13 protein-coding genes are annotated in these 16,030 nt (G+C 32.4%); 8 read left to right on the top strand and 5 right to left on the bottom strand.

Features of this window, described 5'->3' with window-relative positions:
* Window positions 1–93 precede the first annotated feature (93 nt).
* Window positions 94–1,488 carry a 6-phospho-beta-glucosidase gene (locus tag ACGHJ8_RS10465; protein ID WP_390540256.1) on the bottom strand — a complete coding sequence of 465 codons (1,395 nt, stop codon included), beginning with the start codon at window positions 1,486–1,488 and terminating at the stop codon, window positions 94–96.
* Window positions 1,489–1,914: 426 nt separating this feature from the next.
* On the opposite strand from ACGHJ8_RS10465, the gene ACGHJ8_RS10470 reads away from it, so the two are divergent.
* The 3 genes from ACGHJ8_RS10470 (at window position 1,915) to ACGHJ8_RS10480 (ending at window position 4,241) form a co-directional block, all read left to right on the top strand.
* The gene (locus ACGHJ8_RS10470) at window positions 1,915–2,103 is read left to right on the top strand and encodes a hypothetical protein (protein ID WP_390540258.1); all 189 of its coding nucleotides are present in this window, start codon (window positions 1,915–1,917) and stop codon (window positions 2,101–2,103) included.
* Window positions 2,104–2,246: 143 nt separating this feature from the next.
* Complete coding sequence (locus ACGHJ8_RS10475) at window positions 2,247–2,663, top strand: UTRA domain-containing protein (protein ID WP_390540260.1); 417 nt, start codon at window positions 2,247–2,249, stop codon at window positions 2,661–2,663.
* 258 nt (window positions 2,664–2,921) lie between these two features.
* Complete coding sequence (locus tag ACGHJ8_RS10480) at window positions 2,922–4,241, top strand: ATP-binding protein (protein ID WP_390540262.1); 1,320 nt, start codon at window positions 2,922–2,924, stop codon at window positions 4,239–4,241.
* A gap of 32 nt (window positions 4,242–4,273) precedes the next feature.
* Here ACGHJ8_RS10480 and ACGHJ8_RS10485 read toward each other — a convergent pair whose 3' ends face one another.
* Genes ACGHJ8_RS10485 through ACGHJ8_RS10495 form a run of 3 tightly spaced genes read right to left on the bottom strand, consistent with a single transcriptional unit; the run spans window position 4,274 to window position 7,886 of the window.
* Complete coding sequence (locus ACGHJ8_RS10485; protein WP_390540264.1) at window positions 4,274–4,963, bottom strand: GntR family transcriptional regulator; 690 nt, start codon at window positions 4,961–4,963, stop codon at window positions 4,274–4,276.
* 11 nt (window positions 4,964–4,974) lie between these two features.
* A complete protein-coding gene (locus ACGHJ8_RS10490; protein WP_390540266.1) occupies window positions 4,975–5,967 on the bottom strand; it encodes an isocitrate/isopropylmalate dehydrogenase family protein in 993 nt (330 codons plus the stop codon).
* Window positions 5,967–7,886 (bottom strand): aconitate hydratase, encoded by a 1,920-nt coding sequence (locus tag ACGHJ8_RS10495; RefSeq protein WP_390540268.1) that lies wholly within the window; start codon window positions 7,884–7,886, stop codon window positions 5,967–5,969. Before ACGHJ8_RS10495 ends, ACGHJ8_RS10490 begins: the two co-directional genes overlap by 1 nt.
* A 119-nt stretch (window positions 7,887–8,005) precedes the next feature.
* On the opposite strand from ACGHJ8_RS10495, the gene abc-f reads away from it, so the two are divergent.
* Window positions 8,006–9,868, top strand: coding sequence for a ribosomal protection-like ABC-F family protein (gene abc-f / locus ACGHJ8_RS10500; protein WP_390540270.1), 1,863 nt, complete (start codon window positions 8,006–8,008; stop codon window positions 9,866–9,868).
* A 10-nt stretch (window positions 9,869–9,878) separates the two neighbouring features.
* On the opposite strand, the gene ACGHJ8_RS10505 is transcribed toward abc-f, so the two are convergent.
* Entirely contained in the window at window positions 9,879–10,247 is a 369-nt protein-coding gene (locus ACGHJ8_RS10505; RefSeq protein WP_390540272.1) for a DUF2500 domain-containing protein, read from the bottom strand.
* 159 nt (window positions 10,248–10,406) lie between these two features.
* Here ACGHJ8_RS10505 and ACGHJ8_RS10510 point away from each other — a divergent pair, with 159 nt between their 5' ends.
* From ACGHJ8_RS10510 to ACGHJ8_RS10525, 4 genes are all read left to right on the top strand, one after another.
* Entirely contained in the window at window positions 10,407–11,825 is a 1,419-nt protein-coding gene (locus ACGHJ8_RS10510; RefSeq protein WP_390540274.1) for a glycoside hydrolase family 1 protein, read from the top strand.
* A gap of 77 nt (window positions 11,826–11,902) precedes the next feature.
* The gene (locus ACGHJ8_RS10515) at window positions 11,903–13,321 is read left to right on the top strand and encodes a glycoside hydrolase family 1 protein (RefSeq protein ID WP_390540276.1); all 1,419 of its coding nucleotides are present in this window, start codon (window positions 11,903–11,905) and stop codon (window positions 13,319–13,321) included.
* Between the two features lie 52 nt (window positions 13,322–13,373).
* Window positions 13,374–13,796 (top strand): VanZ family protein, encoded by a 423-nt coding sequence (locus tag ACGHJ8_RS10520; RefSeq protein WP_087359216.1) that lies wholly within the window; start codon window positions 13,374–13,376, stop codon window positions 13,794–13,796.
* 3 nt (window positions 13,797–13,799) lie between these two features.
* Window positions 13,800–16,013, top strand: coding sequence for an alpha-galactosidase (locus ACGHJ8_RS10525; RefSeq protein ID WP_390540278.1), 2,214 nt, complete (start codon window positions 13,800–13,802; stop codon window positions 16,011–16,013).
* The last annotated feature ends 17 nt before the right edge of the window (window positions 16,014–16,030 follow it).

Below are 16,030 nucleotides of genomic sequence, written 5' to 3' on the forward strand. Positions count from 1 at the left end.
TCAATACCTTATTTTTATATTTATTTAAAAAATTGATATATTCAAAATATAAAGAAAGCACTTTAATCTTAATGACTAAAGTGCTTATCAATATTATAATCCTTGTTCAGTTAATTCTCTTGCAACATCATCTTTAATAGTGACACCTTCTGCTTCAAGCTCGGCAATCTTATCTGCAAATTGTGGTAAATATTTTTTATGGGCAAGTAATAATTCATCTAATACTCTTTTTGCTGTGGCTCCTGATGGAATCTGTGGATTTAAGATAAATGCCTGTAATGCTTTTCCATAGTCACCTGTAACTGCAGCTTCTTCTACACACCATTCCATATTTTTCATGCATTGTAACCATCCTCTTTCTGCTGGTTGCAATGGTCCAAAGGCAATCGCTCTTGCTCCTGTAGCTCCAATAAATGAAGAAACTTCTACAGCTGCTTCAGCTGGTAAATCAGGGACTGCTCCATTGTTTCTTGTTGTAACAACAATATGTGTGTTTTTATTCGCATAGATAGAAGCAATTGTTTCACATGCTGCATCACTATAATGTGCTCCTCCACGTTTTGCCAATTGTTCTGGTTTATGATCTAAATCAGGATTTTTATATAATTCAAACAATTCTTCTTCAGTTTGTTTGACCTGTTGTGCTCTTGTTCCAATTGTATTGTATTCTTCAAGTCCATGTTTCAACATTTCTTCTTGACGATAATAATATCTATGATATCCACATGGAATCATTTGCATTGTATCAAGCTGTTCTTTAAAGAATGGAATATCATGGATATTAGCTGGAATTCCTCCATCTTTTCCTTCATACATAGCATCAATAATTTGTTGAGTGACTTCATTTCCGTGTTCATCAAAAACTTTATGCCAATGGAAGTGATTCAATCCAGCAAATTTGTATGTTAACTGGTCTAAAGTTTTTCCAATTGTTTCTGGTTCTTTCATCATTGCTCCTACAGGAACATTACATAAACCAATCACTTTATCCCATTTTCCATATTTCATAACAGCTTCAGTGACCATTCCACTTGGATTTGTAAAGTTAATTAACCATGCATCTGGACATAATTCTTTCATATCTTCTACAATGCTTAAAATCACTGGAATTGTTCTGAAAGCTTTAAAGATTCCTCCAGCACCATTTGTTTCCTGACCTAACATGCCATATGAAAATGGAATTCTTTCATCTTTGACACGTGCATTTAATAGTCCAACTCTAAATTGAGTCGTCACAAAGTCTGCATCTTTTAATGCTTCTCTACGGTCTAAAGTGAGATGCACTTTGACATCATATGGTGAAGCATCCCACATACGTTGAGCCATTGCTCCAACGATTTCAAGTTTTTCTTTTCCATCTTCAATATCAACTAACCAAATTTCTTTGATTGGAAGTTCATCATATCTTTTAATGAATCCTTCCATTAATTCTGGTGTATAACTACTTCCTCCACCAATTGTAACAATTTTTACAGGTTTCTTTTCCATTATTTTTTTCCTCCTTGTATTTACTACATATAGTATAATATCAAAAAGTTCACTTTGCATATTATTTTCATTTCTTGAAAAGAGTTTCATCAATAAATATTGATTTTCCGTGATATAGTGTTAATAAATACATATAAAAATGGATTTATAAGTTACAAATTCAATACTAAAAAAACAGTTCTAAAAGAAACTAAAACGTTTTTCATCCCCATGACCATCCCTTTTTCTTTTATATCGTAGCTTTATGATTGATATTAAGCTTTTCTTAATTATGTCATCATCTCTAATAAAAAAAGATATGTTTGATTACCGACTTTTCCATAAAATGTTGAAGCTGACATATTTAAGCATTTTGCCATTTCTTCATATAAAATGTTTTTTCTCATTCTTCTTTTAATAATTCTTAATCCATATGTTTCCCTATGTATGCAATACAATGATCATAATTTTTTTATTCATATACCAGGATATTTAATGATAGAAAAAGTACCACTCTACTACTCTATAATGGAAGTTTTAAAAGATTCTATTATTAATGGAATCTATCCAGTAGGCACTTTCTTACCTACAGAAACAGAATTAGAAAAAAATTCAATGTTAGTAAAATCACGATAAGAAAAGCTATTGAATTATTAGAAAATGATGGTTATGTTTCAAAAAAAAGTGGTAAAGGAACAACTGTAATCAGTAATAATATTTTTAATAAATTATCCAATGGTCAATCATTTTCTTCCATCTTAAATCAACAGGGATATCAAGTGACAAAAGAGCATACACAATTTGAATATATAGACATAGATCCACAAAATGAACTATTTCCATATTTTTCAAGGAAATGCCTAAGAATAACAAGATGCTATTATTTAGACGGTCAACCATATATTCATTTTTCACATTATCTACCTAGTTCTCTTCACATACCCGAAATATCTACCCCTAATGATTTTTCATTATATACATATCTTTATCAAAACAATATATCAGTTAGTCAATTTGATGATGAATTTTATGCAGAATTTCCACCACTTAATATTTTAGAATCATTAAATCTAGAAAAGGGACCAGTATTAGGAAGAAAACGTGTAACTTATGATACTAATAACAATGTTATTGAAGTTACATATGCAAGATATAACACCCGTATTCATAACTATCAAATCAAATCAAATGTCTAAAATCAAAAGTATGTATTTTATCACTAAAAAAAGCTGTAACGAAATAAAATTGATTATTATATCTTGTGAAAATAACATTGCAAAAGGCATACCAGCACTGACAAACCTTAATATGCATATTTTTATTACATATTTTTATGCAATTTGCATTTTTTTAATATATTTTTAGATGTTTTATACATTTTTTTATAATAAAAATCTTCGTTTTATGTATTTTTTATCATGAAAATGATATACTATGGATGGATGGTGATAGACATGAAAAGAACAATCTATAATGATTTAATGAATTGGAAACAAAAACAACATAAAAAACCTCTTATTATCAAAGGAGCACGTCAAGTTTGTAAAACTTATATCATTAGAGAATTTGCTAAAAACAATTATAAAAATCTAGTTGAAATCAATTTTGAAAGAGATAACGAATTTCAAGAACTTTTCAAGCAAACAAAAACTTCTCATGATTTATTACAATATCTTGAATTAACATATATAGATATTCAGTTTGATCAAGATACTTTACTCTTTCTAGATGAAATTCAAGCATGTAGTGATGCTTTTACGGCTTTAAAATTTCTTTCTGAAGATTTTCCATGTGATATCATCTGTTCTGGAAGCATGCTCGGTATTGCTGTAGTGTCAAGTTCTTCATTTCCAGTTGGCTATGTTGAAACATGGGAGATGTATCCATTAACTTTTCTAGAATTCATTGATGCAATGGGTGTTAATCAATCTATCATTGATACAATTTATCAATCTATTGAAAATCATAAGTCTATTCCTGCTGGAATTCATGAAAAATTTAATCAGTTCTTTAAAGACTATATGATTATTGGTGGCATGCCAGAAGTTGTTCAGACCTATTTTCAGACAAAATCTTACAGAGAAGCTTTGATGGTTCAAAGACAGATTGTTGATGACTATAGAAACGATATGCTTAAATATGCTCATGGCTTTGAAAAAATAAAAGCAAGAGAATGCTATGATTCTATACCTCTTCAACTTGCCAAAGAAAATAAAAAGTTTCAATATAAATTAATCAAAAAAGGTGGAAATGCACGTTATTATGAATCAAGTCTTGATTGGTTGAAAGACAGTGGATTAATTATAAAAACATATAGATTAAAAAATCCAGAGATACCATTAGAAGTCAACAAAGAATTGCATATATTCAAAGTTTATATGGCAGATACTGGTCTTCTTGTATCCCAATTTGATGAAGCTGTCATTAAAGCATTGATTTCGGGAGATTTAGGATATTTCAAAGGTGCCCTGTATGAAAATATCGTTGCCCAGATACTTCATTCAAAAAAGAAAGAAACTTATTATTATGAACCTTCTCAATCACAGGAAATCGATTTTATCATTTATTATCAAGGAGAAGTAACTCCTATTGAAGTCAAATCATCACGTAACACAGCATCAACATCATTTAATAATTTTACAAAAAAATACAAACCTTCCTTAGCTTTGAAATTTTCTCAAAAAAATATTGGTGAAAATTCTCAAAATGTATGCTACTACCCATTGTATACACTTGAATTCATTCTTAATAAAGAAAAACCTATTTTGCCATGAAAAAAGAATGTCAGTTGAAATGACATTCTTTTTTATTTATCATTTTTCCTTTTCTTACTGGCATAATAAGCACGAACAAGCGTCTGTGTTTTTCTAATATGTTTTTGAATCGTTTCTTTCGCTAATTTTTTATCTCCAGATACAATCGAATCTAAAATCGCACGATGCTCTTGAATGGCTGTTTCTAATCTTTCTGGTTGTGTAATAGAATGACGACTTGTCACTGATACATAATAATGAACATCTTTTAATAATTGTTCAAAATATTGAGATTGTGTCGCTTGATAAATTGTTTCATGATATAAAATATTTAAATCATTAATTTTTTCCTGATCCTTTTTTAATGTATAAAACTCCATGAGTTCAAAAACATCTTTAATCTTAGCCAAATGTTCTTCATCCATTCTATCAATAGCCAACTGAATAGCTAATCCTTCTAAAGCACAACGAATTTCAAACATATCATCAATATCACGTGGAGAAAATCCCTTCACATAGACTCCTTTATTAGGAATACTTTCAACAAGTCCTTCTAATTCCAATTGTTTTAAAGCTTCACGAATTGGAGTACGACTAATCTTCAGCTCATTAGCCAAAGCTAATTCATTTAACTTCTGTCCATGCTCATATTCTTCATTTAAAATACGATCCCTTAAAATATCAAATATCTTATTTCCTAAAGAGCCATGTGATACATGTTCAAATAAACTATGTGATGGCATTGCTTTCCCTCCTATAATTCATCTATAATTGCTTGAACAAATTCTGTAGTTGAAGCATGACCACCAATATCAGGAGTGACAACTTCCTGTTTTTCAACAACTTTTGCTAAAGCATCTCTTAATGTCTTCGCTGCTTCAATATTCCCTAAATCTTCTAACATTAACGCAAAAGCCAATAATAATGCACTTGGGTTCGCAATATTTTGTCCAGCAATATCTGGGGCACTGCCATGAACAGCCTCATAAATACGATATTCATCTCCAATGTTTCCACTAGGAGCAAAACCAAGTCCTCCAACAAGTCCAGCACATAAATCAGAAACAATATCGCCATATAAATTAGGTGCAACCAGAACATCAAAAGTTTCCGGTCTTAAAACAAGCTGCATACACATATTATCAACAATAACTTCCTGTGCTTCAATATCAGGATAATATTTAGCAACATCTCTAAAAGCCTCCAAGAAAAGTCCATCGGTATATTTCATGATATTGGCTTTATGAACAGCTGTCACTTTATGACGCTGATTGATTTTCGCATATTCAAAGGCATAACGACAAATTTTTTCACTGGCTTCTCTTGTTATTAATTTCACTCCATTAGCCATATTCTCATTCAGTTTATATTCAATACCTTTATAAAGGTCTTCTGTATTTTCACGAATGATGACCAGATCAATATTTTCATATCTTGATTCAACACCCTTAAAAGAACGAATTGGTCTAACATTAGCATATGTGGCAAATTTTTGTCTTAAAGCCACATTCACACTTCTAAAACCAGTTCCAATAGGTGTGGCTGTTGGACCTTTTAAAGCCCATTTATATTGCTCGATAGCTTCTACCAATCCTGGTTCAAACACTTCCCCTGTTTCTTTAGCATATTCAGCTCCCGCACGATATTCTAACCATTCCATATCTAAATTCATTGCTTTTGTGATAGCTTTAACACTTTCAGCAATCTCTGGTCCTATTCCATCTCCTGGAATTAAAACAGCTTTCATTAAAAATCCCCTCCCAATTCTTTAATCGCATTTAATAAACCACCTTGTAAAATCATCACTTTTTCTCTAGGTGCTAAAGTCAACTGTGTTGATAAAGTTTCTTTTGTTTGAACATTTTGAACAATGATGGGTTCATCTTTTTCAACTGATTCTTTAACATTCAATAATACATATTCATCTTCTTCATTAAAGAAATCATAACCCTTTTGATCAATCACAATCGGTAAAATACCATTATTAATCAAATTAGAACGATGAATTCTCGCAAAAGATAAAGCAAAAATAGCTCTAATCTTTAAATAATTAGGGACTAAAGCAGCATGTTCTCTTGAAGAACCTTGTCCATAATTATCTCCCCCAACAATAAATCCACCATGATTTTCCTTCGCTCTTGTATAGAACTGATCGTCCACTTTTGAAAAAGCAAATTTCGCAAGATGAGGGACATTTGATCTAAATGGTAAAAGTTTTGAATCTGATGGAACAATATGATCGGTTGAAATATTATCCCCTACTTTTAAAACAACCTTTCCTTGAATATCATCATTTAATTTTTCACCACGAGGAACAGGTTTAATATTTGGTCCCATATAAACTTCTGTTTGTGGATCATATTCATCAATAAAGAAATTCTGATTTTTAATAAATGGCGTCATTGGTACTTCATCTAAAGACATATCATCTTCAAAGTGACAAGATAAATATCCTTTAATCGCAGAAAGAGCTGCCACTTCAGGTGATACGAGATACACACCTGCATCATTTGTTCCAGAACGTCCCTTAAAGTTACGATTAATTGTTCTTAAAGAAATCCCTTGAGAAAGAGGTGCCTGTCCCATACCAATACAAGGTCCACATCCACATTCTAAGATTCTTGCGCCAGCATGAATCATATCAGCCAAAGCTCCATTTTGTGATAACATAGCCAAAATACTTGAAGAACCCGGTGCAATAACTAAAGACACATGATCAGCCACTTTACGTCCTTTTAAAATCTTAGCTGCACGCATCATATCTGCAAATGATGAATTCGTACATGAACCAATAACCACCTGATGAATATGCATTCCTTCTAATTCCTTGACTGCCACAACAGCATCAGGACTATGAGGTTTTGCAACCATGGGTTCCAATGTTGATAAATCAATATCTAATCTTTCATCATATTTTGCATCTGCATCTGCTTTGAATTCAACATAATCTTCTTCTCGACCTTGTTGTTTTAAATATTCTAAAGTTCTTTCATCAGTAGGAAAAATAGATGTTGTCGCTCCAAGTTCAGCACCCATATTACAAATAGTTGCTCGATCTGTTAAAGATAGTGAAGCGATACCTTCCCCTGTATACTCAACAATTTTATTGACACCACCTTTGACACTCAAGATTTGTAAAATCTTTAAAATGATGTCCTTAGCACTCACCCAAGAAGCTTTCTTCCCTGTTAAATTCACTTGAATTACACTTGGGCATTGTAAATAATATTTTCCTGTCGCCATAGCCACTGCCACATCCAAGCCACCAGCTCCAATTGCAATCATACCCATTGCCCCACAAGTTGGTGTATGTGAATCACTACCGACTAATGTTTTTCCTGGTTTTGAAAAATTTTCTAACTGTAACTGATGACAAACACCATTTCCCGGTTTAGAAAAAGTAATCCCATGCTTTTTCGCCACACTACGAATAAACTCATGGTCATCCATATTTTCAAATCCCGTCTGCAACATATTATGATCAATATAAGCCACAGCTTTTTCGACTGCCACCTTTCCTGTATCCATGGCTTCTAACTGTAGATAAGCCATTGTCCCTGTAGAATCCTGTGTTAATGTCTGGTCTATCCCTATACAAATAGGTGTTCCCGGAATTAACTCTCCTTCTTTTAAATGTGCCTGTAAAACTTTATATGCTAAATTCATTTTGATCACCCCTTATATTTATTGTATACAATTATACAAGGTTATGTTTAAACAATCAACAATAACTTTTAGAGTTTATATTTTCAATGATGTATGTTACAATGGACAAGGTGATAAATATGATACTAGCTTGTTCATCTTTAAAAAAATCATTTCAGGGAACTGATTTACTTAAAGATATTACTTTTAAAATTGAAAAACATGATAAATTAGCTATTATTGGTGTCAATGGTGCTGGTAAGACAACCTTATTAAGAATCATCTGTGGTGAGGAAAGTTATGACAGCGGTGAAATCTTCATGCCTAAAAACACCAAAATAGGCTATTTATCACAACATAATACACTCAATCCTGATTTGACTGTCTATCAGGCATTAGAAGATGTTTTTCAATCCTTAATCATGAAAGAAAAGCGTCTTCGTGAACTTGAACAACAAATGTCCTCTCATCAACATTTAGATTCTATTATGGATGAATATGAACGCTTAACATATGAATTTGAAAGTCAGGATGGTTATAGCTACCAAAGTCAAATCAAAGGTGTTTTAAAAGGCTTAGGTTTTGATGAATCTATGTGGGATATGCCTATTTCTATTTTATCCGGTGGGCAAAAAACACGTCTTTCTTTAGGAAGATTATTATTATTAAAACCAGACCTTTTACTTTTAGATGAACCAACCAATCATTTAGATGTAGAATCCATTGAATGGCTGGAAAATTATTTAAAAAACTATCCTCATGCCATTATTATGGTATCTCATGACCGTTATTTCATTGATCAGATTTCTAATCAGATTGTAGAAATTGAACATGGGAAAGCCACAACTTATAAATGCTCATACCAAGAATATGCTATTATTAAAAAGCACAATCGTGAAGTTGAATTAAAACATTATATTGATAATCAAAAAGAAATCAAACGTATGCAGGAAAGCATTGATTTGTTAAAGTCATTTAACCGTGAAAAACAGGTCAAACGTGCTGAAAGTAAAGAAAAAGCACTGGCAAAAATGGAAAAAGTTGAAAAACCAGATGCCCTACCACAAGCTATACGTATTCAATTTCAGCCTTTAGTAGAATCAGGCTACGATGTTCTCAAAGTCAAAGACTTAGCGATGGCATTTGATAAACCTTTATTTGAACATATCAGCTTTGAAGTCAAAAAGCAACAACGTGTCGCTTTAATTGGACCAAATGGTATTGGAAAGACAACATTATTCCATCTTATTTTAAATGATTATATGCCGACTTCTGGTAAAATCAAATTAGGAACAAAAGTCATGGTTGGTTACTATGATCAGGAACATACATCTCTCTCATTTCATAAAACCATTTTTCAGGAAATCAGTGATACGTATCCACAAATGAATAACACGGAAATTCGAAATGCCTGTGCATCTTTTCAATTTAAAGGTGATGATGTCTTTAAAACAATTGATGTTTTATCTGGTGGAGAACGTGGTCGTGTTGTCTTAATGAAATTATTATTATCACGCTGTAATTTCCTGATCTTAGATGAACCAACCAATCATTTAGATATTGAATCTAAAGAAGTTTTAGAAGATGCTTTATTATCTTTTGAAGGAACAATCTTATTTATTAGCCATGACCGTTATTTTATCAATAAACTTGCCACACAGGTAGTTGAAATGAATGCTCATGGATGTCATGTCTATACAGGAAATTACTCACAATACTTAGATAAAAAAATAGAAACCAAAGAAACAAAAGAAAAAAATCAATCTTATATAGAAACCAAAAAAGCCCAATCATTACAACGTAAACATCAAAATCAAATCAAAAAGATAGAAAAAGAAATCTCTCATTTAGAAGAACAAATAAAAGATTTCAATCATCAACTCCAACAAGAAGATGTTTTAAATGATTATAAAAAATATAACGAAGTCATTCAAAACATTGATAAAACAAATCATCAACTTGAAGATCTTCTTGAACAATGGGAAAATATGCAAATGGATTAAAGATAACTCTTTAATCCATTTTTTCTCTCACAAATGAAATATAACGTGTTCCCTGAAAAGTAAGTTCACCGACATCATTTTCAGCCAACATACCATAGTCATTTCCTTTTAAAGCAAATTCCAGACGATCACCACTTTTGACTTCAAATGTAACATAATAAAAAGTTGTGGAATGAGCCATCATATTATCTCCATGTAAGTGACTAGAAACATCCATGCGTTTAGATACAACTTTGGCTTTGACAGTTAGTCTTGGCGACTGATTATTACGATGCCACTTGGATATTCCGTTGACAATCATAAAAAGAAATGTCCCAGCAATGATAAAAAAAACAATCATAAAAATCATATCAAAACTATTATTTTCTACGAAAATCATGCCTTTTCCCTCCCTACTGATATCATAACATAACCATGTGTATAAATGATGAATATCAAATTTTCATCTGATAAAAAATATTTTCAACTTCTGGAAATTTTTCTATTTAAAGAGAGTTTTCGTTATAATAGTTTTTGTATAAAAAGAGGAGGAAAAAAGATGATACACAAAACATTAAAACCATTTCCTAAAGATTTTCTTTGGGGAGCAAGTACTTCTGCTTATCAGGTAGAAGGTGCAAATTTAGAAGATGGAAAAGGTCCATCTTGTCAAGACGTGAAAAAAGTACCAGAAGGAACTTCAGATTTAACAGTCTGTGCTGACCAATATCATCGTTATAAAGAAGATATTGCCTTAATGGCTGAAATGGGATTTAAAACTTATCGTTTCTCTATTGCCTGGACAAGAATTTTGCCACAGGGAACTGGAGAAGTTAATCCTAAAGGAATTGAATATTATAATAATGTGATTAATGAATGTTTAAAATATGGTATTGAACCCTTAGTCACAATGTTCCACTTTGATATGCCTGCAGCCTTAGATGAAAGAGGAAGCTGGGGAAATAGAGAATCTGTTGACTGGTTTGTCAATTTTGCGAAAGTCATGTTTGAAAACTTTGGTGACAGAGTTAAATACTGGTTAACAATCAATGAACAAAATGTTTTAACTTTAAGTGGTCCTGTGATTGGAACACTACATTTACCAGAAGGCTGTACAAATGAGTTAAAAGAAATTTATCAACAAAACCATCATATGTTAGTTGCTCAAGCCAAAGCGATGGCTTTATGTCATGAAATGTTGCCAAATGCCAAAATTGGACCAGCACCAAATATCTCACTTGTTTATCCAGCCAGCTGTAAACCAGAAGATGTTTTGGCTGCGCAAAACTTCAACGCTATTAGAAACTGGTTATATTTAGATATGGCTGTTTACGGTGTTTACAACAACATTGTTTGGGCATGGTTAGAAGAAAATGATGCCACACCTGAATTTGCTGAAGGTGACGCAGAAGCTTTGAAAAATGGACATCCAGATTTCATTGGTTTCAACTACTACAATACTGCTACTTGCCAGTGGTCTGATGGGACAGAAGATTTATCTGGTGCCAGTGATCAACAAACTTCTAAAGGAATAAGTGGTATGTATAAAGGATTTAGAAATCCAAACTTACCAACAACTGAATTCGGTTGGGAAATTGATCCTCAAGGATTTAGAGCCACTATTCGTGAAATGTATTCAAGATATCGTTTACCATTATTAGTCACTGAAAATGGTTTAGGAGCTTATGATACATTAACAGAAGATGGAAAAGTTCATGATCAATATCGTATCAAATATTATCAAGATCATATCTCACAAGTTCGTTTAGCAATTAGCGATGGATGTGAAATGTTAGGATATTGTCCTTGGTCTGCTGTTGATTTAATTTCTACTCATGAAGGTATGGTTAAACGTTATGGATTTATTTATGTTGATAGAGATGAATTTGATTTAAAAACTTTAGATAGATATAGAAAAGATTCTTTCTATTGGTATAAAAAAGTCATTGCTTCTAATGGTGAAGATTTAAGTGATTAAACTTGTTGCAAAACAAGTTTTTTCTTATAGTCAAAAGCTTTAATTTTCTATATAATAAACATATGGGAGGAATAAAAATGATACATAAAACATTAAAACCATTTCCTAAAGATTTTCTTTGGGGAGCAAGTACTTCTGCTTATCAGGTAGAAGGAGCAAATTTAGAAGATGGAAAAGGTCCATCATGTCAAGACGTTAAAAAAGTACCAGAAGGAACATCTGATTTAAAAGTCTGTGCAGATCATTATCATCATTATAAAGAAGATATTGCTTTAATGGCTGAAATGGGATTCAAATCTTATCGTTTCTCTATTGCATGGACAAGAATTTTGCCACAGGGAACTGGAGAAGTCAATCCTAAAGGAATTGAGTTCTACAACAATTTAATCAATGAATGTTTGAAATACAACATTGAACCTATTGTGACAATGTTCCACTTTGATATGCCTGCTGCCTTAGATCAAAGAGGTTCATGGTCAAACAGAGAATCTATTGACTGGTTTGTGAATTTTGCGAAAGTTATGTTTGAAAACTTCGGTGATAGAGTCAAATATTGGTTAACAATCAATGAACAAAACATGTTAACTTTGGTTGGTCCTGTCATTGGAACACTAACAATCCCTGAAGGATGTACAAATGAATTAAAAGAAATCTATCAACAAAATCATCATATGTTAGTGGCTCAAGCCAAAGCGATGGCATTATGCCATGAAATGTTACCAGAAGCTAAAATTGGACCTGCACCAAACATTTCACTTGTCTATCCAGCTAGCTGTAAACCTGAAGATGTTTTAGCTGCACAAAACTATAATGCCGTTAGAAACTGGTTATATTTAGATATGGCTGTTTATGGTGTTTACAATAATCTTGTATGGGCTTGGTTAGAAGAACATGATGCAACACCAGAATTTGGTGAAGGTGACGTGGAAGCATTGAAAAACGGACATCCAGATTTCATTGGTTTCAACTACTACAATACAGCCACTTGCGAGTGGGAAGATGGCACTGTAGAATGTGACTCTGCAGCTGACCAACAAACAGCACGTGGGGAAACAGGTATGTTCAAAGGATTTAAAAATCCATATTTACCAACAACTGAATTCGGTTGGGAAATTGACCCTCAAGGTTTCAGAGCCACTATTCGTGAAATGTATTCAAGATATCGTTTACCATTATTAGTCACTGAAAATGGTTTAGGAGCTTATGATACATTAACAGAAGATGGAAAAGTCCATGACCCATATCGTATTGAATATTTAAGAAAACATATTGAACAGATCAAACTTGCGATTAGTGATGGATGTGAAATGCTAGGATATAATCCTTGGTCTGCTATTGATTTAATTTCTACTCATGAAGGTATGAAAAAACGTTATGGATTTATTTATGTTGATAGAGATGAATTTGAATTAAGAACACTGAAGAGATATCGTAAAGATTCTTTCTATTGGTATAAAAAAGTCATTGCTTCTAACGGTGAAGATTTAAGTGATTAGAACTTGTCGAAAAAGACAAGTTCTTTTATAATGTTTTTGAGGTGTGTCATTCATGAAAAAAATCAAATATTTTATACCATCAATATTTTTAATGATTCTTATTTTTATGTTTTCTCATCAAACAGGAAGTGAATCATCTGGATTAAGTTCACAAATTGTTTTATGGATTCAAACATATTTACATATTCCCATTAGTGAATTTATAGTCAGAAAAGCCGCTCACATGAGCGAATATGCTCTTTTGACCTTGACATTGATTTATGGTTTTTATAAAAATCACTACCCTATCCAAAAAATCATGATTTACTCTCTTATAGGCACATTTTTATATGCCTGTAGTGATGAAATGCACCAGCTATTTATTGGAGGTCGAGCCGGACAGTTTACAGATGTACTTATTGATACATGTGGTGGATGTCTTACGATTATTTTTTATGATGTATTAACAAAATTGAAATATAAACAAAGGAGATAACATATGCCTATTATTTATCATCAATCAAGCCAAACATTTCATCTTTATAATGATTCAATCAGTTATATTTTTAAAATTCTCAAAAATTATCAACTTGGTCAACTTTATTATGGAAAGCGTGTCCATGATAAAGAACAGTTTGACTATTTATTAGAATTATTCCCTCGTCCTATGTCACCCTGTCAATTTGAAGGTGATTTGACTTTCTCAATGGAACATATTAAACAAGAATATCCAACCTATGGTCATGGTGATATGCGTCATCCTGCGATTGATATCACTCAAGATAATGGCAGCCATTTACTAGAGTTACAATATCAAAATCATTGTATTTTCAAAGGCAAACCTTCTCTTGAGGGTTTACCTGCCACTTATATTGAAGATGAAAATGAAGCAACAACACTCATAATCACTTTATATGATCATGTTATTCAATGTCAGTGTCAGCTCAGTTATACAATCTATGAAAATAGACCCGTCATCACTCGCCACGTTAAAATTGAAAATCAAGGAACACATTCTTTGACTTTAAATCAAATCATGAGTATGTCTTTAGATTTGCCTGATTGTGATTTTGAAATGGTTGAATTAACTGGAGCATGGTCAAGAGAAAGACATGTCAAAACAAGGCAACTGGAACATGGCATTCAATCTATATACTCATTAAGAGGTCATTCCAGTCATCATTTTAATCCTTTTATCGCACTGAAAAGAAAAAATTGTGATGAATATCATGGTGAAGTCTATGCTTTTAGTTTTGTATACAGTGGAAACTTTTTAGCACAAGTTGAAGTTGATACTTATGATGTCACACGTATCATGATGGGTATTCATCCACTTGGTTTTTGTTGGACTTTAGCGCCTAATGAAAGCTTTCAGACACCAGAAGTCGTTATGGTTTATACTCCAAATGGATTAAATACAATGTCACAAACATATCATCAGCTCTATCAACAACGTTTAACAAGAGGTCTATATCGTGACCAAGTTAGACCTATTCTCATCAATAACTGGGAAGCCACTTATATGGATTTTAATGAAGAAAAGATTTTGTCTATCGCAAAAACAGCAAAAGAATTAGGTATTGAACTCTTTGTTTTAGATGATGGATGGTTTGGAAATAGAAATCATGATCGTGCTGGTTTAGGTGACTGGTATCCCAATCTTGAAAAATTGCCTCATGGTATTCAAGGATTATCTCAAAAAATCAATGATTTAGGTATGCAATTTGGATTATGGATTGAACCAGAAATGATCAATAAAGATTCCAATCTCTATCATTTACACCCACAATGGGTTTTACAGACACCCAATCGTACATTAAGTCATGGTCGTCATCAATATGTTTTAGATTTTTCTAATCCTGAAGTGGTTCAATACATTTATCAAATGTTATATAAAATTTTATCAACATCACACATTTCTTATATCAAATGGGATATGAATCGCAGTATGAGTGAAGTGTATTCTTCATGCCATGATCATGAACATCAAGGACGTGTCATGCATGAATATATTTTAGGTGTTTATCATCTTTATGATATGTTGACAACACAATTCCCACATATTTTATTTGAATCATGTGCCAGTGGTGGAGGAAGATTTGATCCTGGTATGTTGTATTATGCCCCACAATGCTGGGCCAGTGATAACAGTGATGCGATTGAACGATTAAAAATTCAATATGGTACATCTTATGTCTATCCCCTATCTTCCATTGGTTCTCATGTTTCAGCTATTCCTAATCATCAAGTTTTTAGAAATACACCTCTCCATACCAGAGCCAATGTTGCCTATTTTGGCACTTTTGGATATGAATTGGATTTAAATGAGCTTTCTTTAAAAGAACGTGAGGAAGTCATGCAAGAAGTTCAATTCATGAAAAAATATCGTTCTCTATTCCAGTTTGGCACATTCTATCGCTTGAGAAGTCCATTTGAAACAAATGAAACAATATGGATGGTTGTTTCCTCACAAAAAGATGTTGCGATTGTGGGATATTATCGTCCTTTACAACAAGTGAATGTTCAATATAATCGTGTGAAGCTGTTAGGACTAGACCCACACAAAAAATATCATGTGTCTATTCATGACATAGATTGTTATGGTGATGAATTAATGAATATTGGTTTATTACTTAGTGATTCATCAAGTGGTGAAAGCAAGGATCATGTCGGTGATTATGTATCACGTCTATATATTTTAAAAGCCAAATAAGTAAAAGGCTATAAAGA

The organism is Massiliimicrobium timonense (genome assembly GCF_042850985.1).
GTDB lineage: Bacteria > Bacillota_I > Bacilli_A > Erysipelotrichales > Coprobacillaceae > Allocoprobacillus.